Source organism: Liquorilactobacillus cacaonum DSM 21116, assembly GCF_001436735.1.
Classification (GTDB): Bacteria; Bacillota; Bacilli; order Lactobacillales; family Lactobacillaceae; genus Liquorilactobacillus; species Liquorilactobacillus cacaonum.
In genome coordinates, this window is record NZ_AYZE01000008.1 from 38,676 (window position 1) to 62,532 (window position 23,857).

The 23,857-nt window shown below is 33.4% G+C and carries 20 protein-coding genes and 1 pseudogene; all 21 read right to left on the reverse strand.

Annotated features, from left to right (window positions below; translation table 11 throughout):
- Positions 1–78 precede the first annotated feature (78 nt).
- Positions 79–1,446, reverse strand: coding sequence for an NAD-dependent succinate-semialdehyde dehydrogenase (locus FC80_RS01585; RefSeq protein ID WP_057828403.1), 1,368 nt, complete (start codon positions 1,444–1,446; stop codon positions 79–81).
- Positions 1,447–1,462: 16 nt separating this feature from the next.
- The gene (locus tag FC80_RS01590) at positions 1,463–2,743 is read right to left on the reverse strand and encodes an aspartate aminotransferase family protein (RefSeq protein WP_057828404.1); all 1,281 of its coding nucleotides are present in this window, start codon (positions 2,741–2,743) and stop codon (positions 1,463–1,465) included.
- A gap of 22 nt (positions 2,744–2,765) precedes the next feature.
- On the reverse strand, positions 2,766–3,506 hold the full coding sequence (locus FC80_RS01595) for an amino acid ABC transporter ATP-binding protein (RefSeq protein ID WP_083486899.1): 741 nt from the start codon (positions 3,504–3,506) through the stop codon (positions 2,766–2,768).
- Between the two features lie 11 nt (positions 3,507–3,517).
- Positions 3,518–4,204, reverse strand: coding sequence for an amino acid ABC transporter permease (locus tag FC80_RS01600; RefSeq protein WP_057828405.1), 687 nt, complete (start codon positions 4,202–4,204; stop codon positions 3,518–3,520).
- A gap of 21 nt (positions 4,205–4,225) precedes the next feature.
- Positions 4,226–5,056 carry a transporter substrate-binding domain-containing protein gene (locus FC80_RS01605; protein ID WP_057828406.1) on the reverse strand — a complete coding sequence of 277 codons (831 nt, stop codon included), beginning with the start codon at positions 5,054–5,056 and terminating at the stop codon, positions 4,226–4,228.
- Positions 5,057–5,074: 18 nt separating this feature from the next.
- Positions 5,075–5,914: a dimethylarginine dimethylaminohydrolase family protein gene (locus tag FC80_RS01610; protein ID WP_057828407.1), complete on the reverse strand. Its 840-nt coding sequence runs from the start codon at positions 5,912–5,914 to the stop codon at positions 5,075–5,077.
- A 12-nt stretch (positions 5,915–5,926) separates the two neighbouring features.
- On the reverse strand, positions 5,927–7,570 hold the full coding sequence (locus FC80_RS01615) for a M20/M25/M40 family metallo-hydrolase (protein ID WP_057828408.1): 1,644 nt from the start codon (positions 7,568–7,570) through the stop codon (positions 5,927–5,929).
- Between the two features lie 512 nt (positions 7,571–8,082).
- The gene (locus tag FC80_RS01620) at positions 8,083–8,499 is read right to left on the reverse strand and encodes a GtrA family protein (protein ID WP_057828409.1); all 417 of its coding nucleotides are present in this window, start codon (positions 8,497–8,499) and stop codon (positions 8,083–8,085) included.
- Between the two features lie 160 nt (positions 8,500–8,659).
- Positions 8,660–9,568 (reverse strand): Gfo/Idh/MocA family protein, encoded by a 909-nt coding sequence (locus FC80_RS01625; protein WP_057828410.1) that lies wholly within the window; start codon positions 9,566–9,568, stop codon positions 8,660–8,662.
- A 175-nt stretch (positions 9,569–9,743) separates the two neighbouring features.
- Positions 9,744–11,066, reverse strand: coding sequence for an APC family permease (locus FC80_RS01630; RefSeq protein WP_057828411.1), 1,323 nt, complete (start codon positions 11,064–11,066; stop codon positions 9,744–9,746).
- A gap of 7 nt (positions 11,067–11,073) precedes the next feature.
- Positions 11,074–12,189, reverse strand: coding sequence for an amidohydrolase family protein (locus FC80_RS01635; protein WP_057828412.1), 1,116 nt, complete (start codon positions 12,187–12,189; stop codon positions 11,074–11,076).
- A gap of 8 nt (positions 12,190–12,197) precedes the next feature.
- Positions 12,198–13,553 carry a glutamine synthetase family protein gene (locus tag FC80_RS01640; RefSeq protein WP_057828413.1) on the reverse strand — a complete coding sequence of 452 codons (1,356 nt, stop codon included), beginning with the start codon at positions 13,551–13,553 and terminating at the stop codon, positions 12,198–12,200.
- Between the two features lie 10 nt (positions 13,554–13,563).
- Entirely contained in the window at positions 13,564–14,307 is a 744-nt protein-coding gene (locus FC80_RS01645; protein ID WP_057828414.1) for a gamma-glutamyl-gamma-aminobutyrate hydrolase family protein, read from the reverse strand.
- A 203-nt stretch (positions 14,308–14,510) separates the two neighbouring features.
- Entirely contained in the window at positions 14,511–14,726 is a 216-nt protein-coding gene (locus FC80_RS01650) for a hypothetical protein (RefSeq protein WP_338038115.1), read from the reverse strand.
- Positions 14,727–14,745: 19 nt separating this feature from the next.
- Positions 14,746–16,494, reverse strand: a complete 1,749-nt coding sequence (locus FC80_RS01655) for a thiamine pyrophosphate-dependent enzyme (protein ID WP_057828416.1) — start codon at positions 16,492–16,494, stop codon at positions 14,746–14,748.
- Positions 16,495–16,829: 335 nt separating this feature from the next.
- Positions 16,830–18,620 carry an ABC transporter ATP-binding protein gene (locus FC80_RS01660; protein WP_057828417.1) on the reverse strand — a complete coding sequence of 597 codons (1,791 nt, stop codon included), beginning with the start codon at positions 18,618–18,620 and terminating at the stop codon, positions 16,830–16,832.
- A pseudogene (locus FC80_RS01665) lies at positions 18,620–20,371 on the reverse strand (ABC transporter ATP-binding protein). The gene FC80_RS01660 and the pseudogene FC80_RS01665 overlap by 1 nt, the downstream one beginning before the upstream one ends.
- A 477-nt stretch (positions 20,372–20,848) precedes the next feature.
- Entirely contained in the window at positions 20,849–21,571 is a 723-nt protein-coding gene (locus FC80_RS01670) for a GntR family transcriptional regulator (protein ID WP_057828692.1), read from the reverse strand.
- Positions 21,572–21,692: 121 nt separating this feature from the next.
- A complete protein-coding gene (locus tag FC80_RS01675) occupies positions 21,693–23,123 on the reverse strand; it encodes a 6-phospho-beta-glucosidase (RefSeq protein WP_057828418.1) in 1,431 nt (476 codons plus the stop codon).
- 75 nt (positions 23,124–23,198) lie between these two features.
- Positions 23,199–23,522, reverse strand: coding sequence for a PTS lactose/cellobiose transporter subunit IIA (locus tag FC80_RS01680; RefSeq protein WP_057828419.1), 324 nt, complete (start codon positions 23,520–23,522; stop codon positions 23,199–23,201).
- A 5-nt stretch (positions 23,523–23,527) separates the two neighbouring features.
- Positions 23,528–23,848: a PTS sugar transporter subunit IIB gene (locus FC80_RS01685; RefSeq protein WP_057828420.1), complete on the reverse strand. Its 321-nt coding sequence runs from the start codon at positions 23,846–23,848 to the stop codon at positions 23,528–23,530.
- Positions 23,849–23,857: the final 9 nt, after the last annotated feature.

The window sequence follows — 23,857 nt, forward strand, 5'->3', positions numbered from 1 at the left end:
TAAAACAATAAAAAAAGATGCACCAACTCCACAAATAATTGGCACATCCCTCTTGCACTATCAGATTACACCACTCTTTTACCCAAATACAATTATTTTTTCATTAGCAAACTCATAGAGTCCTAAATCACTCATTTCTCGACCATATCCAGAATGCTTAACTCCCCCGAACGGCAGCTCTGGGTGTGCACCAGATGGGCGATTAATAAAGACCTGCCCAGTTTCAATCTTTGAAGCAACTGCATGTGCTCTTTCAATGTTTTTCGAATATACAGCTCCTGCTAAGCCAAAGAAAGAATCATTTGCTAATTTAATGACAGCTTCGTCATCAGGTACTACATAAACCTGCGCAACTGGTCCAAAAAATTCTTGATAATAGGCCGGGTTCTCCGGACTTACATCTGTTAAAACAACTGGCTTGAAAAAATTACCAGTTCCTTTAACTGGCCCACCATGTACTAAAAGATTGGCCCCATTAGCAACTGCTTCTTCAACTTGCTTTTGTAAAACATCAACTGCATTTTTTGAAGAAAGAGGTGCTAGTTCGGTATCAGGTTCAAGAGGACTTCCTAATCTAATATCTGTGAATCTTTCCTTTATACTTGAAATAAATTGATCTGCAATTTTTGCCTCAACTACATAACGTTTGGCTGACGTACATACTTGCCCAGCATTTCGTAAACGTGCCCCAATGGCATCTTCGACTGCTAACTCTAAATCTGCATCATCAAGAATCGCAAATACATCACTTCCACCTAACTCCATAGTTGATTTAACTAGACTCTTTCCAGCTTGACTTGCAATTATCCGTCCAGCATCTTCTGAACCTGTCAAAGCAACACCTTGCACTCTTTCATCAGCAATAATATCAGTAACTTGATCATGGGAGACAAAAAGATTTGTAAATGCTCCCTCACCAAGTCCTGCCTCTTTTGCCAAACTCTCAAGTAATACTGCACATCCTGCAACAATTCCCGCATGTTTAAGAACCACCGGATTACCTAATAAGTAATTAGGAGCTAATACTCTAACAACTTGAGAATATGGGAAATTCCAAGGTTCAACGCTTAAAACAATTCCTATCGAATGGTACTCTAGCACTGCCTTTTTCCCATTACCATATTCATATGGCTTGGATTCAAGTAACTCAGGCCCTTTGTCAGCATAATAATGAGCTAGGTTTGCACATAATAAAACTTCGCCTTTTCCCTCAGTTATTTTTTTCCCCATATTGAGTGCTGCTTCTCTTGCTAACTCATCCTGCTTTTCTTCAAGCAATTTAGCAAATTTTTCTAATTTTTCTGCTCTTTCCAAAAAGCTCACATTTTTTTGAGATTTGTAAAAAGCTTCAGCTCTATCAAGTTTTGCTGCAACCTGTTCTTTAGACATCAATTCATATTCCCTTACAATTTCTCCTGAATATGGATTAATAACTTTATATGCCATTTTATGACTCCTTTCATTACTTTGTTATACTTTTTGCAATACTTCTGTCAATTATTTCTAAGGCTTCATCAATAACTTCCTTAGAAACAATTAGTGGTGGGATAAAACGAATCACATTATGAAAAACCCCACAATTTAGTAGGATTAAATGTTCTTTTAAAGCTTCCTCTCTAATCTTGGCAACAAGAGCAGTAGCAGGTTCATTATTCCCAGAAGTTCTAAATTCAACTCCAATCATCAATCCTAGTCCACGAACACAACTAATGACATCATATTTATCTTTTAATAATTCAAGCTTTCCCTTGAAATAATCACCTTTTTCTCGCACATTTCCCAGGAAATCATCATTCATAATATCTAACACTGCACTTCCAGCAGCACACGCCAAAGGATTACCTCCAAAAGTTCCGCCATGTGCCCCAGGCTCCCATTGATCCATATATTCTGTTTTACCAATTACAGCACTTAGTGGAATACCATTTGCAATTCCCTTAGCTGATGTCAAAATATCTGGTTGGACTCCATAGTAGTCTTTTGCAAATAAATATCCAGTTCTCCCGTATCCACTTTGAATCTCGTCAAAAATCAACAATATTCCATATTTATCACAAATCACTCTTAACTTTTCCAAGAATTCTTTTGGCGCAGGTAGATATCCACCCTCACCTTGCACAGGTTCAACAACAATACATGCTACCTGTGAAGGAGCTAATACACTGTGGAAAAGACTTTCAAGTTGATTGATACACCGTGCAATTTCATCTTCTGCACTTAATTTTGAATTATATACATCCGGAAAGTCAACGTGATATACTGGCGGCAATACACCCTCATAATTCTTACGATATTGTGCATTAGAAGCTGTCATCGCTGCTGTTAAAAGAGTTCTTCCATGAAAAGAACTCGTAAAAGCAATAATTCCATTTCTCTTTGTAACACTTAACGCAAGTTTTACAGCACCTTCATTTGCTTCAGCACCACTGTTAGAAAAATAGACTTTATAGTCTTCTCCTACCCTCTTTACAAGCTTTTCCGCTAATTCAATATATGATGGGTAATAAACGACATTATGCCCACCATGAACAAGTTCATGCAACTGCTTTTCAATTGCCTCAACAACTATGGGATTATTGTGTCCACAGTTAACAACACCTACTCCTGCTGCAAAGTCGAGATATTGTTCGCCATCTTCCGAAGTTAGATATACCCCTTCACCTTTCGTCACTCCAAGTTGGGTTGCTCTTTTGGCAACAGGAGGTAATACTTCTAACGAACGTTCATATAATGACCTAACCACCTTATCAACTCCATTCACAGATCTACATCACTTTAGATAAAAATGACTTTGTCCGCATATTTTCTGATTCTTCAAAGATATACTTGGGATTACCACTATCTGCAATCTTACCCTTATCCATAAATAAGACTTTATCTGCAACATTCTGGGCAAATGACATTTCATGTGTAACAATAATCATTGTCATCCCGTCAGCAGCTAATTTTTCCATTACACTTAATACATCTCCAACAACTTCAGGATCAAGTGCTGATGTTGGTTCATCAAATAACATAACTTCAGGATTCATTGCTAGTGCACGCGCAATAGCTACACGTTGTTGTTGACCTCCAGAAAGGGATTGTGGATAAGCATTAGCTTTTTCTGATAGTCCCACTTGTTCTAATAGCATATAAGCATGCTCTTTTGCTTCATCACTCGTTGCTACTTTCAATTTGATAGGAGCAAACGTAATATTTTCCAGTACCGTTTTATTAGGAAATAGATTAAACTGTTGAAACACCATTCCCATTTTTTGTCTAAGTGTTCGTATTTTATCGGTGCTAGCACCGTTTAAATCTTCACCTTCAAAAATAACATTTCCAGAATAATCACCCTCGAGTTTATTCAAGCACCTAAGTAAGGTACTTTTCCCTCCACCTGAAGGGCCAATTAAAACCACTTTTTCTGATTTTTTTACTGTAAATGAAATATCTTCAAGAACAACGTTATCAGCATACGCTTTTTTTAAATTTTTTACTTCGATAATATTCTCTGATGTCATCATTGTCCTCCTTAGTTACTTTGTGTGTACTTCCGACCCATTCTTTTTTCAACTATCTGCATTAATTGTGAAAGTACAAAGGTTAGCACAAAATAAATAGCGGCAGCAACAATTAAAGGTGGTACAAAATTGTATAATGTGCCTCCTACCCCAAGTGCCTCAGCAGTTACCTCTTGTACACCAATATAAAATAATACTGAAGATTCCTTTACCAAAGAAATGAATTCATTTCCCAAAGCGGGTAAAATATTTCGAATAGCCTGCGGTAACACTATTGAAAACATCGTTGTCCTTTCACTAAGTCCAAGTGAAATTCCAGCTTCAGTTTGTCCTTTTGAAATTGAAATAATTCCAGAACGAAAAATTTCAGCAGTGTAAGCCCCTGAATTTATCCCAAGTGCAATTGAACCTGGAATAACTCTATCTAACCCTGACCCTAAAAATTGAATCTGCGGCACAGCCAAGACATTTGATAACGTATAATAAATCAACATAACTTGAATCATCGCTGGTGTACCACGAACAATCGCAATGTACACTCTAGCAATATAAGAAAGAACTTTGATCTTTGAGAGACGTAACATTACAAAAACCAGACCCAAAAGGATGCCGATAATTATACCGATTATTGATATTAAAATTGTTTGTGCAGTTCCTTCAAGAAAGACCGGATAATACTGCTTTAAAAAATCGAACATTGTCTTCACCCTTCACTTTGACTATTTAGAATACTCTGTTTGTATCTTTTCTGCTTTTTTAAATAACTTTGTCATTTCTCCACTCTTTTGAAGTTTTGTAATTTCTTTATTTACTCTCTTAAGAAGACCTTTATCACCTTTTCTCAATGCCACATTAACTTGACGGTATTGTTTAGGTGTTGTCAATTTAACTTTTGCAATTGCATATTTATTTGGATATTGTTTCAAATAATTGTTTGCAATTTCATTTTCAACAATAACACCATCTAATTTTCCTTCGGAGAGTTCAGTTGTTAAACTTGTTACAAGACTTTCAGTAACTAAATTACTGTTCTTCAATTGTGTTTGGCCAATTTCTTGTTGAGTTGTCGATTGTTGTGCTCCAACTTGTTTTCCTTTCAGTGAAGAAATAGATTTGTATTTATCAGCATCCTTTTTTTGTACCAACAAAACATTTTCAACTTCATAGTATGACTTAGAAAAGGCAACTGCTTTTTTACGTTGATCTGTTGAAACCATACCTGCAAGAATCAAATCAATTTTGTTACTCTTTAATTCTGAGATCAAAGATGAGAATTCAGTATTTTCAATTTTTAATTTAACATTTAAATCCTTAGCAATTTTTTGTGCAATTAACATATCATATCCAACAATCTGCTTCTTCCCATTTTTCACTATTGGAAATTCAAATGGAGCATAATCAGCAGAAGTTCCAACTACTAAAGTTCCTTTATCTTGAATCTTTTTAACACTATTATCCGAACTAGAACTATTACTACAACCTGCCAGTACCAATCCTAAAGCAAGTGTTGCCCCAATAACTCCCAAACTTTTTTTCAATGACTTTTTCATATTAAACCCCTCCAAATTTTATACACGTTTTAGTGGAAATGTCATGCAATGAGGCCCTCCACCAGCCTTTAATGTTTCTGTAATATCTAGTTCAATTACATCCATCCCATGTTCACGTAAAGCTTTATTCACATCTTTATTTTGTTTAAGTGATAAGACTCGATGATTACCTAAACTTTCTAAATTACAACCATGGTTAAAAATTGCTTCCTCTGGCACCTTAATGATTTCAATTCCTAGTTTTTTGAGTAAAACTTTGAATGCTGTAGGCAGGCCCTCTTCATAAGCTACAGCTAGATTATCATCCACCAAATTAAAACACATATCTAAGTGCAAATACCTTGAATCTGCCGGAACGGGATAGAGTTCGTATCCTAAAGGTTCTAATCCTTCTCTTAATTCAGCAAATCCTTCCATATTTGTACGTTCAATTATTCCGACAGCGATTATATTCTCACGAAGAAATGCAAAATCACCGCCTTCAAAGAGTCCTTTTTTTACTTCAAATAACTTAGGAATCCCTAGTTGCTTCATTTTTTCTTCATATTCACTGTGCTCAGAATATCGTAATGGTTCTTTGAAATTGCCTAAAATATATCCTTCTCTTACACATCCACCAAAGTCCCTTGCAAACACAGAATTAGTCATACTTGGCTGTGGTGTTAATTGTTCAACCTGAATATCTGCTTTTGCGTATGCATCCAATAATTGTTGATACTCATCAAGTAACTTTCCTTTATCCAAATGTTGTCCTTGATATTTTTTTGAAATTTCGTTAATTGGTGCAGCTTCATCTAAATAAGTAGGTGCACAAGTTAACACTTTTTTTAATACTGATGTCCCGTTTCTTACAAACATAATTCAATCTCCTTAACTTTGCCAAACTTTTTGCGTGAATTTTCTAATCAGAGTCGGTAATATTTCAAATGAGTATGGTTTATATACTCTTTCTTTCCAGGTATGAGCACCTTTCCCATAAACTCCAATGTCAACTGCAGGTATATTTAATTCACGCATTTTATCGTATGGTAATGGATACAGTTGATCCACAAGTGGAAAATTACTCTTCATTTTATTTATTTCTTGCGAACTCTCATCAATCATTAGATAACTGCTATCAGATAAATATGGGAAAAATTGTTTCAAAGTAAAATCAATTTTGCCGGCATTTTCCTGCAATACATTTTCTAGTTCTTGGTAAACCTTTGAATCTTTTGAGATACTATTGTGCGGACAAAAAGGAGGAGCTAGAAATAAAACTACTTTTGCTTCATTATCATTAACCTGTCGATCAAGATAATCGATTAGTTTGAAACCAGCATTTCTTTTATCAAGATTCTGATTTTCACTAACAAAACCATTTATCAATTCATGATAATCGATGCCTAAGTCAGAAAGGTGATTCAAATACTCTTCAAAACTGTAAACACTTAGTTTACGAGTATTATTTACATTAGGAAAATCTAATTTTTCTAAAAAACCATTTTCCCTTTTTATCGTTTTCTCCAAAAGTTTGGCACATTCTTCTTTTACAGCTCGCTCCAATTGTTCGATAATTTCAAAAACAGGCTTCTTATAGGTAAATGTGTTAAAATACATCTCCGTTACTTTCGCTGTTTGAACATTATAAAAGTCTTTTTGATCCCGTAACATTAGGCATGAAGAAGGTAAAATTTCTTCACCTGGGATATCTTCCACAAATTCAGGATTATTATTAATTAAGGAATTAATATGACTTGCTATTAAAGTAGAATCAATTCCCGCATATGTATTTCCCACATGAGTTTCAATACCTTTAATATAAAAACAAGTTAATGTTTTACCAGCAGCGCCGTAATATATATATTTTTTCTCGTCGCCAGCATACTTGGGACTAATAAAATCAGTATTTATTGCTACGCTATACTTCAATCCCCACTCTTCTTGCAATCTCTTTAATTCATCTAATGCAGCAATCACTCCGCTATGATCATTTTCCTCAACACAATTTCCCATAAACAATAAGTTACCTGTTTGTTCTTCCGGATGTTCACTGAAATATAGTAGATTTGCTATGTTCACAGCATCACCACTCTTCATATCCAATGCTCCTCGTCCAAATAACCAATCCCCAGTCTTTGCATCTTCTTGGATTTCATCATCCCCATCATAATTCGCGAAATAATTCTCCAGATAGTCAGAATCAAGAGCGTGTTCTTTAACAGAACCAAAGTCTTCTATGCCTACTGTGTCAAAATGAGAATGGTACAACACCGTTTTTTGTTCGTTTTTTTTACCAAGAAAAGCAAAAATATTTTTTCTACCTAGTTGATCACCCTTAATTTTTTGTGTCCATACCCAATCTGGATGCTGCTTAAAGACTTTGAAACTCCTTAAAATTTCTTCAAGCTTTTCTACCAAATCAATTTCTCCGCTTGTTCCATTAACGCTTTTTGTGGCAACTAATTCTCTAGTAAGTATTTCCACCCTTTCTTTTTCCTCAACTACATTTTCCAAATCAAAAACTGACTCCATAACTATCACTTCATTCTCTTAATTTAATCGAATTATAATTTATATCTTAGTTCACGTCAATAAACACCATATTGTAAATATACCTTATTTTTACATTCAAAAAAAATTTTTTATGCGCTTTCATAGGTAATCTGATTAATAAAACCCCTAAAAACCGGGATTTATATTTGAAATCCCGGTTTTGTGTGTTTTTGTAATATTAAGTTTTTTGTATAATATGTTGTCTTTTCAAAAAAAAATCCCATATATGGTTATCTTTAATAACCCAACTTTTTATTATTCATTAGAAAATGCATATAAAAAATAACAATTAATGTACTATAAATAAACCTAATTCTATCTACCTATATCATCTCAAATATAAATATATCGTAAATTAAAAATAGATTGATACTAACACTAAACCTCTGCAATCCATTGTTAGATTTTTGTGAGATTAAGCTAGATCAACCTACATATTATTTATCTATTAATTTTATGATGACTTTTGAAATTATTATGAAAAAATCACATTAGTGTATTGTCTTTTTAAAAATATACCATTTACTAAAAAAATAGTTTGCCAAAATTACAATCACATTATCAATTATTTTTACAATAAGTGAATTCCATCCTAATATAGATATCCCAATCCATGTAATTACAATATCCATTAATAAAGTCAAAGATCTGTAAAAAAAGAAAGAGCTTGATTCTTTCAATGCCTCGTTAAAATTCCCCAACGGTGTCTTGAAAACCCATAATTTATTAGAGATATATGCCACTAACACTGAGACAAACCACGCCAATACATTTCCAACTTGATAATTCAATCCCTGCATATTCCAAATTTCAAATATCCCAATATTAATCACAGTGGTTGCTCCACCCCAAAAAAGGTAGGCAATAACTTGTTTATACTTCTCAAAAAGGGTAACTAAATTGTTCATGATAGACCTCAACTGACAATAGATTTGATATAACTTTTACAATTGTACTACAAAAATTTACGTTATCCCATATTCTTAATTAAAAACTTCCAACAAAAAATGTCCCTGGCTCCCAACATCCTTATTCAGAATTTAACTTAATAATCACTAATTAGCCAATCTAAGAAATTTTAATGTTATTTATAATTTCTTCACAAATTTTATGACTAAGATAAATATTTTTTTGTCTCAAATCACTTGACGTACTCATCTTAACTGAATCGATAAAATGAGTTACCATTTGCTCGAAGCCTCTAACATAAAGTGGATTGTCCCAATCTTCAAAATAATAAGATTCTGATTTATTGTCTCTAAAAATTTTTAATCTAGACAAGTTTTCAAGTGTATACGTTCCTTCTGGGCTTGTTACCTCATATAATTCCCGATTTGCCCCACTATTTAAATCCATTACTAAATTCACTAACGTTTTCTTCGTTGTAATAGACACAGTAATCATTTCGATATTACCATTATTTTCAATTAAATTACTTTCTGTTTTAACAATTTTGTCATCAAGTAAATAGATTGCAACATCAACAATATGAATAAATAAATCAAAAATCATGTACTTTATATCACCTGTTGCAGCAGCACGATTTTTCTGCAATAAAATAATTCTCTTTTTCTTTATTTTTTTTAATTTTTCGACCATTGGCGCAAATCTACGATTGAATCCAATCATCAAAATTTTAGAATTTTTCAAAGCTAATTGTTGTAATTCCTTAACTTGCGCTAAATTCTCACTAGCTGGTTTATCCATAAAAACATTAATTCCATTACTCAAACATTTTTTGGCTAATTCAAAATGACTTTCCGTTGTAGTATGAATAAAACAAGCTTCAATTTTTTCATCAATTAATTCATCAACTGTCTTTACTATCTTCTTTAAATTATATTGTGTTTGTAATTTTTTTCTGACTTCATCATTTCTCGTTGCAAAAATAAATTCCGCTTGATTCCCAATTTTTGTATATATTGGCAAATAAGCTTTTTGTGCAATATTACCTAATCCAATTACTCCTATTTTCATAAATTAATTTCCTCCTAACAAGATAGCTATCATCATCATACACTCAAAATCTTTTACATTCATCTAATTCATAATACACAGGTAATTAAAAAAATGACCCCCACAAAAAGTCAATTTTGTGCGAGTCATTATCATCTTAGCAATCCTTTTTTAGTTCTAGCTACTTGCGATATACTTAATTTCTTTTTTTGGGTATGAAAAACCCAATTATTAACCAAATAAATACAATATACGGAAATATATTCATTGGCCACGTTGGTATTGGCCAGAGATTACTATAAATTGGAAAAATCATTATTAAAATTGCAATTACTGGAGCACATAACATCAGAAAATTTTTCTTGCCTTTTTTCCAAAAGAATGCAATTGCTCCAACACTAACAAGAACATATACCAACAACAAAGCAATTACACCAATTGTACCAAGGTAATTATAATAATCACCTGCACTTACACCAAAACCAATTCCAATAATTGCATAAAAAATTAGCGACAAAATTGTTATCAAGTCTAACGCATGTGTTGGTGTCTTCTTATCTCCTTTTAAATCGCTACTCCAAGTAAACAAATAACCTTCTTTGGATAATGCTTGTATCATAAAGGCACCTGCATTTAAAGCTCCAAAATAACAAGCAAAATAACTCGTAATTGACGCAAAGTCAATAAAAACTGCCATCCAAGTACCAACATACTTAACGGATAAATAATTTAAAGGTGCTGCAGAATTTTGCATTTTCGCAATATTAGCAGTCCCAAACCCTATAATTTCTGTATAGCTAACAATAAAATAAAAAACCATAGCGAATATAACTGAGCCAAAAATTGCTACTGTAATTGCTTTAGCCGGGCTTTTAGCTCTTGGGGCAATTGTTGCCGAGCCTTCAAAACCTGCAAATGACATAAGCGCAAAAATCATTCCTGCACCAATTCCAGAAAATGTTCCGTTCGCTGGATTTAAAGGCTTCGTGGTAATCCCAGCATCACCTCCGTGAATTAAAATTGCAAAGGTCAATACAATAAGCGCACCAACTGCAAATAATTCAAGAACAATAGCAAACTTTGTTGAGAATTCAATTCCAAGGTGACTCAAAGCACCACCTATTAATAAAACTGCAATCACATACAAAGGTACAGGCAAAGAAATATCAAAATGTTTGAAAAAGACATTTAGAAAATTACCTACTACTGCTGAGCTGCTAAATGCAAATGTTACATATGTCAGAATTAATAACCATCCTGAAATGAATCCGGTTTTTTCTCCTAGAGCTTTTGTGTTATATGCATAGACAGAACCTTCTCCTTCAACATTTCTGCCCATCATGACAAAAGAAATACCTACAAATAATATACCCACTCCAGCCATTAAGAAGCCTAACGGAGCTACCACTCCAGAACTAGCAACAGCACCTGCTGTATTAAATGCCATAGCTCCAGTTGGTGCAAGTAAAGCAACTGAAAGTCCCAAAACTTCCACTAATGATAATTTTTTATTCTTCATTTGTTCTCTAAATTCTCTCTTTCAAATATATATTAGTACTCGTCTGATAACAGATCATCCTAATCCACTCTTCTTTTTTCTCTCTAGCAATTTCTAATCCGGTAAAATGATTAAGTAGCGCATTTTTAAATTTCCTAGCTGCAACACCATACATTTCAGGATAAGTACTAGCATCTGAAGCAAATAAATAACGTGAGTATGGTGCTAACTCTAAAGCTTCATCTAATACTCGCTCGACTGAAGTTGGTCCCAATGGATTTATTAATGATGTATCAAAATATAAATTAGGAAAAACACTAGCTAGATATCCAGCTTCACGATGGTATGGATAACAATGAAGTAAAACAACAATTAATCCTTCCATACTCCACCTATTTAGAAATACCCGCATTAACAACGGATTTCCTTCAAACATATCTGTATCAGCATCTCCATAGCCCACATGAAATTGCAAAGGCATTTTTTGTTTAGCTAATATTGGTGCCAAATTCCAAAGAATGAAACAAATGATTGTCGGATTAGTTAGTCGAGTATTACCAGATTTTTTCCATGCATCAAATTCTTTTTTTGCTTCTGCTTCCCCAACTTTTTTTAACCTCAAACCAAACCGATATGCCGCAATTGACTTAAATCCTACATATCCATTTTGACTAGCCTGTTCAACATCTGATTTTAATGCTTCCCACCATTGTTCAAAACTACTCTTCTTTTCCATCCAGCTTTCAGCATGGGTTTCAATTCGATAAATTTTTCGAATCAGAACTCCCGTCAATTCTTCAGTTTCAGAATCACTCGTAATTGGATTTTTCGGAACAAATCCTGTATCAATTAGCAACATCTGATAATTATAATACTTAAAAATTGACTGGTTATACTCTTTGTATTCTTCTCCATTTAAATCTCGCAAGTAATCTTGGTCATTTCCTTTATAAAAATGTTTTGCTTCATCTTTGAATTCTAACCAAGCCATCCGATTTTTTGTGTCCTCTAGCGGATAATCATTATCAGCTTCCGTTGAAACCTGAGCCAATCTTTTTTCCCTATTTGTGGCATCAGCACTTATTAGATAGTGACAATGATGATCTAATAATGGCATTGACTTAATAAATTCTGATAGATTCATTTTTCCTCCTAATACATATCGCGGTAAATCATTGCGATTTCTTCAGCTGTTTTTTTACTAAAATAATCCACATCAGCTTGTTTAACTTTACTATAGACTTCAATTCCTAAATCTGAAAAAGCATTTATCATTACTGAATCATTTTTAAGAGCCTGTAATGCCTCAGATAAATTCAATGGTAAACGTGCTATCTTCTTTTTCATAATTTGCTTTTCAGTCAACGTTTCAGGTTGCACATCAACCTCTGCTGGTGGCATTATTTTTTTAATTATTCCATCTAATCCTGCACTCAAAATTCCAGCAAATGCCATATAAGGATTGGCAGTCGCATCACTTGCCTTTAATTCAATATTCATTGAGTTTTTCCTATCTCCTGCAAATGTCGATGGTATTCTAACTGCAGCTTCTCTATTATCTTTCCCAAATATTGCATAAGCTGAACTCCAATGCCCCGGTTGTAACCTTTGATAAGAGTTAACACTTGGACAGGTCAAGGCTAATAACGAATTCATATGTTTCAATATTCCTCCAACAAAATAATATCCAATTTTGCTTAATTCTAATTTATCTTGTTGATCATAAAAAACATTTACTCCATTTTTCCATAAGGATAGATGTACATGTGCCCCGTTAGATGCTGTTTCTAAATTAGGCTTCGGTGCAAATGTTGCATACAAATTATTATCTGCAAAAAATTTCTTTACCACTCTTTTTAACAATATTTCATTGTCACCTGCAGTTAGTGGATCAGTTGGCGAAATTGGTAGTTCATGTTGTCCTGCCCCAGCCTCTGGATAATATTCAACAGGATTAATTCCAACATTACGAAGATTCTTAATAAGACTTGGTAGATATCTATACAGATTGTCCATTGCTTCCGTTGAAAAACAGATTTCAGGATTATAAGGCTCTAATTCACCCGTTTCCGCTTGTTGATACAAAATAAATTCATTTTCATATGTCATTTTAATTTCGTAACCCATTTTACTATATTCATTAACAATCTTTTGCAATGCTACACGCGGATCAAAATCCAATCTATTATTATCTTGATCATAGTAATTACACATCAACGTTGCTACAGTTGGTGCATATGGCAAAATTCTCAATGACTTTAAATCCGGAATTAGTCTGTATTCTCCAACTGCATTCATTCCGTAAACTGAAACAATTTCATCACGCATTGTGGAAGCGGGCATTGCCTTTGTAATTCCAATTCCATCTTCCAAGTGATGTGCAACTTCCGAAAGAAACACTGTCTTCCCTCGCGGTAAACCAGTATAATCAACATAGATAAATTCTAAAAGATCAACGCCCTGTTCTTTTAAGTCATCTATTATTTTTTTTTGAGTATCTCCTGTCATTTTTTGGCCTCTATTTTTTTTCACTTGAACGTTCTACAAAATCTGTAAACAACTTAAATTGTTCTTTATCATTTTGCCAAAGATTTTCCGGATGCCACTGTACTGCTAAAATTTGATTGCTGTCTTCAGACTCAACCGCCTCAACTACTCCGTCTGGTGAAGTTGCCGCAACAATCAATCCTTCAGCAACCTGCTTAATAGCTTGATGATGCCTTGAATTTACCAATGCTTTTTCACCCAACAAATCAAATAAATTACTATTTTGTTCAATCTTTATATGATGAGTTTTAAAATGCCCAAGTGTTGCTTGTGCATGTTGTATTTTGACATTTGGGTTTTGTGAAATCAAGTCTTGGTACAATGTTCCACCTAATGCAACATTTAAGACCTGAATCCCACGACAAATCCCCAAAATTGGTTTTTGAACTTTAATTGCTTCCTGTATTAATGCTATTTCAAATTCATCTTTTATTCCAAGAGTCATTCCAATTTCTGGAATAGGTTCCTCGTTATAAAAAAGTGGATCAACATCAGGCCCTCCAGGAATCATCAACCCATCAATCATTTCAATTATTCCTTTTATATCATTTTTAACATCTCCAAACTTTTCAGGAAAAGGTAAAATAATAGGTATTCCACCTGCTGCATAAATTGCCTCTTTTACATCATGTGGCGCGTATGCCAAATAATCTCCAGGCATACGTGGGTTAGTCTCAATTAATTGATCACTTGGTATTCCAATAATTGGTTTCATAAATGGTGTCGTCCTTTCTTCAAATAGGTGGTACTTTACATATAATAGTGATTATTCAAACTAATTACAACTAACATTTGCGTATAAAAAAAATCCATACTATAAATAACATTTTAGTACGGATTTCTTTATTAATTACAGATAAGACAATCTTTGAAAATTAACTAGCAAAGTTTATCACGCTTTCACTCTCAATGATTACTTTACAAAACATTATAATAGTTAAACAAATCAATAATTGTTTTCCCATGAAAATCATTTAGACTTTTCCCATCTAATAATACTTTATTAATTTCATAATAATCTTGTAAATCAGGTACTTCTAATTGTTGTCGTGCTACAAATTGATCAGGTGAATCATATTCTATGTTCTCTTCAATTCCTTGATTAAGATACTTAATAACTAGCACTACAAACATCTCCTTTTTTTACAAAAATTTAGAGTGATTCTAAAATATTTGATAAAGCAGGTTGTAAATCCTCACCAATATCATATTGCTTTCTATAATTCTCGACCATTTCTTTACCAAAAATGTTCTCGTCAACTGTAACAAAACTTGTATCAATTGGATCAACATTTTTAATTTTTGCATCTAAAACAATTGGCTTTGTATTTCCATTTTCTTGTAAATTCTTAATTTTTTCCATTGCTTCTTTTAGTTCTACTAAATTGGTTGCTGTAAAACCAATTGCACCCATATCTTCAGCCATATGTGCCCAATTTGCTCCCAATAAGTCAATCCCATAGAGCGCTTGATTTGCCATTAACTTTTCATGCTGGATAAAACCAAATGCTTTGTTTTCAAGAATCACATTAACAACTGGCAAATTGTATTTTACTTCTGTCAATAAATCAGGCATTACCATCGCATAACCACCATCACCTGAAATTGTCCAGACATCACGATCAGGATAACTCAACTTCCCAGCAAGCCCAGCTGGCAATCCAAATCCCATTGTTCCATACCATGCTGACATTGAGAATCTTTGATGCTTGTCAAATGGTAATTGACGAATTGCCCATTCAGTATTATTACCAACATCAAGTCCAAAAATAGCATCATCACTAGCATTATCTTTGATTGCACGCATTACTCCTTCAGCACTCAATCCTGCTTTATCATCATCAGCCAGATTATCAAGCCATGTATCCCAATTACGTTTGTTTATTTGTGCTGCTTCAAGAAATGGACGATTTTCAACTGAAAAATCTGCCTTTAATAACTCTTCTAAAAATAATTTTGCATCGGACAAAACTGTAACATCTGCGTCTCTTTGCTTACCTAAATCTGCTAAATTATTGTTAACCTGCACAAATTTTGCAGTTTCAGGTAAGTATCTTGCAAATGGGAAGTTTGTACCTACAAAAAGAACCAAGTCAGTCATTAATCCTGCCTCAAATGCAGGCTTTGTCCCCAAACGTCCCCATGAGCCCATAAAGTTAGCATGGTTAGTTGGCATTACTCCTGTCGATGGAGCTGTCGATATTACTGGTAATCCAAATTTTTCTGAAACTGCAACGATTTCTTTACGGGCACCATATGCACCTTTTCCGACCCATAAGATTGGATTTTTTGCATTTTTTAATTCATTTAAAACTGTTGTAATATCATCTTTTTTTGGTGCAATCTGACTCATAACTGCCTTAAGTGGCTTAGTTTTGAATCCTGTAAATTCGATTTCTTGTCCAGACAAATCATCCGGAATAATCACAACTGAAACTGAACTTGTTGCATATGCTGAACGAATTGCTTCATCAATTACATATGGAATTTGTTCAGCATTAACAACTTGTTTATGAAATTGTGCAACATCAACAAACATCGGATCTTGATTCATTTCCTGAAAGAAATTAGTGTTCATTATTCCAGTTGCAGATTGCCCAACAATCGCCAAAACAGGTACATGATCCATCTTCGCATCATACAAACCATTTAGTAAATGTACTGCACCAGGTCCTGCTGACCCAAAACTCACACCAATTTTTCCTGTTAGCTTTGCATCTGCTGCTGCTGCTAAAGCTCCAACTTCTTCATGTCTAACCTGAATATATTTTAAATTTTCCTTTTCTTGATATAAGCCATCAACCGTGTTATTAATTGAATCTGCTGTGATACCATAGATATGATCAACGTCCCAATCAAGTAATACTTTTGCCAAAGCTTGTCCTGCCATCATTTTTGTCATAGTTACTTCCTCCAAGGATTTATGATTTATTTTTTGTCTCAATTGTTACTTTTTTTATTACAAGAACTACTTTATCACTTCTTTTTTCACTTTGCAATAGTAAGTTTATTTTTTTTGTTATGCTGATTTTTTTTCGCTAACTAATTAGCATTTTAAACAAGGTAAAATCCTATTAAATCAGGCCTTTTTATTTTAAAAATATGATAATCTTTTTTTGCAAAAATTATAATTAAACTCAAATTCATTTTTTTCAATATCACTTAGCAGCTTTACCATAAAAAAAGGATGGATCAAAGTTAAACTTTGACCCACCATCGCTAATTATTTCGTATAAATTAATTATTCAAACGTTTTTGTGACGTTTGCAACTGATACATTTCGTAATATTTTCCTTTCTTTTCCAAAAGTTCATCATGCGTCCCTCTTTCAATTATTTTTCCTTCGTCTAACACTAATATTTGATCTGCATCACGAATCGTCGACAATCTATGGGCAATAACAATCGTTGTCCTCCCTGCTCTCATTTTTTCTAAACCTTCTTGAATAAGTAATTCAGTTTGAGTATCGATATTTGCAGTTGCTTCATCCAATACTAAAATTTTAGGATTCCTAACAATTACCCTAGCAAAAGACAATAATTGCTTTTCGCCAGCTGAATAGGTTGCCCCACGTTCTATTACCCTTGTATGATACTTACGTGGTAATTTCTCAATAAATTGACTTGCATGTACAAATTCTGCTGCTTTTTTTATTTGATCATCAGAAATATTTGTATCAAACATTCGAATATTTGACGCAATATCACCGTAAAATAAAAATGAATCCTGCAAAACTAATCCGATTTTTTCACGTAATTCTTTTGTACTATAATTTCGGATATCAGTACCATCAATTTTAACTATACCCTTAGCGAACTCGTAAAATCTCATCAAAATATTTATGGTTGAACTCTTCCCACTGCCAGTATGCCCGACTAACGCAATGGTTTGTCCTGGCTCAACTACAAAGTTAATATCCTTAAGTACATCTTTTCCTTCTTCATAAGCAAAGGTTACATTTTCAAATTCGATCTTGCCTTCCACTATTCTTTTTTCTGAATCTTCTTCTTGTTTAGGTGCTAATGTAGCATCGTCCATGATTCGTAAAATACGGCTCCCAGCTACCATACCATCTTGAAAAACAGTTAAAGAATTCATTACATCAGACATTGGATTAAAAAAGCTCTGAAGGTATGATAAAAACGCGTAAATTATCCCAGCTTGAACAAAGTTCGTTGTCCCACTAATTCCGAAAGCTCCCAAAGCTACAACTTCTGAAAGAATAAACAAGAGCGTTATCACAGGATTAAGGAGTAGTGCATTAACCTTAATCATTGCTACCCTCATATTCAAATAATCACCATTTGTTATTTCAAACTCTCTCAAAATCCGTTTTTCTTGTCTAAATTGTTGAATGATACTCATCCCAAGTAAATTTTCACTTAGCTTGGCATTAATTTCACTAAGATATTCTCTCATCTGTCGATAAATTTTTGAACTGTACAGTTGGTAATATACTATCACTGCAACAACTATGGGTAAGAATAGCAAAACAATTAATGCTAATTTTGCGTTAGTAAAATACATTGCCACAAAAGCTGAAATACTAGAAAAACTAGCTACTAAAAGGGTTAAAAAAAGCATCCAAAAATCAAATAATGTTTTTGTATCGTTTGTCACTCTAGAAACAATTGATCCGGCTGGAACTTGGTCAAAATACCTCATTCCTAATCTATGCAATTTGGTGAATAGTTTAACCCTAATTAACTCAAGTGTTCTTTCAGAACCCATAGCATAACAAAAATTCTGAACAAACTGCGTCAATGCCTTAATAATTGTACCTAAAAAGTAGATACCTGCAAAAAAGAACATGATATTCAATGTAGCATTCTTGGTAGTAAGAAAATGATCCATATAATACTGAAGTAATTTGGGTAACAAGATATTAATTACACTCAAAACTGCTGCAAAAGAAATTGCAGTAAAAAATTGTAATTTAAATTTCATTGCAAATGGCAAAAGTCGTTTCAAAACTATAAATTGCTCTTTTAAACTCATACTTTTTGCCCATGCTGACTTTTTCTCCACTATTTTTTGCCCCCTTCCAACTGTTGCTCTAATTGTTGCATCTCATAGGTCTGCTCATACCATCCTTTTTCCTTGATCAAATTACTATGTGTCCCACGTTCAATAATCTTTCCGTCATTAATAACAATTATTTCTTGTGCATTCATCACACTACTCAAGCGGCTTGCAACTATTATCGTGGTTTTATCAGCACGTAATTCTTTGATTCTTTTAAGAATATGGTTCTCAGTTTTGGCATCAACTGCCGATAAGGAATCGTCCAAAATTAATATTTCTGGGTCTAAAATTAAAGCACGAGCTATTGCTAATCTTTGTTTCTGTCCCCCTGAAAGAGATATACCTTGTTCACCAACTTGTGTGTTATATCCATCAGGCAGTTTCAAAATATCATCATGTAGGTCTGCAATAAATGCAACCTTTTCAACTTCAGCAATACTTGCTTGGGGGTTAGCAAACCTAATATTTTCTAAAACTGTTGTTGAAAATAAAATACTGTTTTGTGGTACATACCCAATTTCTGGAAGGTAGGCATCTAATTTATAATTTCTAATATCTACCCCACCAACTGTAATTGCGCCAGAATAATTATCAAATTGCCGCAAAAAGAGTTTTAAAATTGTCGATTTTCCTGATCCAGTTCTTCCAACAATTCCCAACATTTCTCCATTTTTAATTTCAAAACTAATATTTTGTAACCCAATTTCATTTGCATCAGGATATTTAAAACTTTCAACTTCATAGTTAACATTTCCTTGTTTCAGTGTCATAACTGGATCAAATGCTTCAATGATTTTGCTCTTTTCAGACAATAGCAATTGAATTCTGTCATAACTCGCACTTCCTAGTTCAATGATATTAAATAATCTTCCAATCGCAAACATTGGCCATATTAAAATTCCAATATAAGAAATAAAAGAAATAAGTTGTCCTATAGTAATTGTATTATTCACTACAAAGTAACCACCAAGAATAATGGTGGCAACGTATGCTAATCCAATTATTAAACTGGTCAACGGGTCAAAAAGTGAATCTAAGAAATTTGCCTTTCGATTTGCTTTAATCACATCATTTACATGATTATCAAAATCCTTTATATCCTCTTTTTCCTGTCCTAGTGCCTTTATTACCTTTATTCCTAAAATACTTTCCTGTGTTTTATTGTTAATACTTGAAAATTCTGCTTGTGCCCTATCATATGCATTATGAATTATATTTCACAACGTTCTTGATAATATTGCAAGTAACGGTAGTGGGATAATTGCAATCAATGTTAATCTCCAGTTCACAAAAAACATCATTGCAATAATTGTAGAAACTCCCGTAATAATAGAATCTGCGAATGTCAGAATTCCTATCCCTGCAACTTGTTGAACTGCAGTAATATCATTTGTAGCATGTGCCATCAGATCACCAATCCGATATTTTTGATAAAAAGTTTCATCCATTGTCGCAAAATGAGTAACTAACCTTGTCCTAATTGTTTTTTCAAGCAAAGCAGAGCTTCCCCAAATATAGCTCCTCCAAAAATATCTAAATAAATACTGTCCAATTCCAATTATTACTAATGCAAATAAATACAAAACTAATTTCTGGGTATTCATCTGATGCTGCTGTATACTGTCAACTACACTTCCAATTATTTTTGGGGGAATAATATTAAGAATAGCAACTAATGTTAAGAAAAAAATCCCCAATAGATATGATTTCTTTTGTTCTTTAAAAAACCACGATAATTTCAGAAAAATCCCCATTTTTTTAGTACATCCCTTTCAAAAAAAAATTGCATTTAAAGTAAAAAACACCCACTTTAAAATGCATTATTTTGCCCAGAAAACAAAAAACAATTTAAGCTATTAATAATCATAACTCATCATGTATATGGACAACAACCTTTTTTCGTCAAATGATAATCAAAAAATAATACAATTAGAAATCAATAACGTCTTTGCAACTAGCTATTCCCCTTTTTCTGCAGATTTTTTTTTTTTTTGAAAATTAAAATTTAAGATATTCTCAATTAAAATGGCCATTTTTTTATTTTACATTGTTTATACTCATAATTCATTAATCACTAATTGTTTTTATACTGAACATTCGTAACATTAGTTAACTACAAATCAAAAAAGAGGAACTAGACTGGCTTGTCCAATTCCTCTGTTGATTTAAACTATATTTTCCTATTGAAAATAATTTTTCATTTATGCCAAATTAATCGGCTAGCAATCCTCTCAAAAATCATTCACATCTAGAACCGTATAGCTTCGCTTGTCAAACCGATTGCGACTTGTTGAATATTCAATATTTTTTCCATTATTCAACCAAACAATTTCTTCAAATTCCAACATAGGATCGTGTTCAGATGCATTCAAATATTTTTTATCATATTCGTCTGGAAGACACGCACGAATCTTACGGTATGCACCGCCAAATTTTAATTTAAGCTCATGATGTAAATATTCATAAATTGACGACTTCAAAATTTCTTCATTTAACCCTGGAACCAAATTAACTGGCATAAAAGTATGCTCTAAAATCAATGGATCGCCTTCAACAATACGAAGTCGAATAATTTCATAAACAGGACTATCTTTTGCCACATCTAATCGCTTTTGAATATCAACAGAAGGAAATTTCACCTCAAAACTAATAACCTTGCTTTCAATTTTTTCGGCCCCATGTTGTTCTGTTAGTCCATTAAAAGCATTTGCAGGTGTATCTCCAGCTGCCTTAATTGGGATATTTCCCAATACAAATGTTCCCAAACCTGATTGCTTGTATATTAGTCCAGAACTTGCAAGCCTATCCAATGACTTTTTTACCGTCATTCGACTCACCTGGAATTCTTTTGCTAATGAATTTTGATCTGGCATCAGTTCACGCGCTGGATAAACCCCTTCTAATATTCTTTTTTTTATTTCATCCGCAATTACTAAATATTTTGATTTTGCCATCATTCGTTTAAGCCATTCCTGTTCAATCTAAATTAAAATCTGCATTAATTCTTGTTAATCCAGTTTTTGTCTTAGAACAATGATATGTTAATAACTTCAAAAAAGCAAAGTCTAAAATCAATTAGTTCAACTCTTGTCCATTTGACTCGATTACTTTTTTATACCAATAAAATGAATCTTTGCGGAGTCTTTTTAAAGTTCCTTTTCCTTCATCATCTTTATCTACATAGATAAATCCATAGCGTTTCTCCATTTGTCCAGTCCCCGCAGAAACAATATCAATTGCTGACCAAGGAGTATACCCGAGTAAATCGATTCCATCTTCTTCAACAGCTTTTTTCATCTCAACAATGTGCTGTCTTAGGTAATCAATTCTATAATCATCATGAATTTTACCATCTTCGACAACATCGCGGGACCCAAATCCATTTTCAACAATAAATTGTGGTAAATGAAAACGATCATTAAACCAGTTCATTCCGTATCTTAAACCTTCCGGATCAACTGACCATCCCCACTCGGAAGCTTTTAAAAATGGATTTTGTACATCATTTGTTAAATCATCATATTCATAGTCTGGATTATCCGTAGTTGCCTTAACAGTCTTTGACATATAATAACTAAATCCGAGATAATCAACTGTCCCATTCTTTAAATTCATTAAATCTGCTGTAGTTATATCAGGTACATATCCCTTTTTGGCAAAAAATGCTTTCATAAACGTTGGATATTCACCATCAACGTGTACATTTGCAAACCAATATCTTTTTTGCATTGCCTTTTGCGCCATCATAATATTTGTAGGCTTAGAATCTAACGGATATAAGGGTACCATTGCAATCATGCAGCCAATTTGCAAATCTTTATTAATTTTGTGTGCATGTTGTACCGCAATTGCACTTGCGACAAGTTCATAATGTGCTGCTTGATACATTTCTTTTTCAGCATTCTCGCCTTTTTGAACTTTAATACCTGAGTTCGTAAACAGACAAAATTCATTATTATACCCTGTTTGATTATTGATTTCATTAAATGTCATCCAATATTTTACTTTGTTTTCAAAACGCTTAAAGCAAACATCTGCAAAATTAACAAAGAAATCAATCATCTTACGATTACGCCATCCACCATATTTTTTTATTAAATAATATGGCAATTCAAAATGTGAAAGTGTCACAATCGGTTCGATGTTATATTTTAAACATTCATCAAATAGCTCATCATAAAATTTTAAGCCTTCTTCGTTTGGAACCTTCTCATCACCATTTGGAAAAATACGTGTCCAAGCAATTGAAGTTCTAAAACACTTAAAACCCATTTCTGCAAAAAGTTTAATATCTTCTTTATAATTATGATAGAAATCAATTGCCTCATGGTTGGGATAATTTTTCCCTTCGACAACTCCATCAGTAATATTACGATTTGCGGTAGCTGAACCCGCTGTCATAATATCCGCAACCGAAATTCCTTTGCCGCCATCTTTCCAACCACCTTCAAATTGATGGGCAGCAACTGCTCCACCCCACAAAAAATCTTTCTTCAAAATACTCATCAAAATCTCTCCATTTCTCTAATTACAAAAAGGAATGAAAGTCACCTTAAAATGTGTTTTCATTCCCACTTGCGACTACTTGTTTTCTTTACCCAGTCTTTCATACAACTCAACAATTTCTTGTGCTAAATCTTTAAAAGTAATTGCAGTCATCAAATGATCTTGCGCATGAACCATATATAAATTAATTTCAGTATGTTCTCCTTGCGCTTCTTTTGTTAACATATCTGTCTGAACATTATGTGCTTTACTTAAAGATTCATTAGACTTTGCCAAAAAGTCTTTGGCACCTTCAAAGTCACCTTGCTTAGCCGCATTGATTGCTTGTACCGCAAAGCCTTTAGCGTTGCCGCCTTCCATAATGAGTCCCATAATTACTTCCATATTTTCAGAATTCATTTTCCTTACCTCGACATTAATTCTTCAGCAAATTTTAGGACATTTTCACCATTCATCATTCCATAATCTGCCATGTTAATGACATCCATTGGAACTCCAGCACTATCTGCCTTTTTTTGGACCGTGTCTTTCATATAAGCAACTTGTGGCCCAAGTAGAAGTACATCTGGTGTATTTGTTTTAAATTCTTGATCAATATCTGCAGTTGACTTTGCAAAAATTTCGTAATCTTTCCCTTTTTCTTTCGCAGCTGCCTGCATCTTTGAAACCAGTAAAGATGTTGACATTCCTGCTGAGCATGCAAGCATAATTATTTTTTCTGCCATTTCTAATCA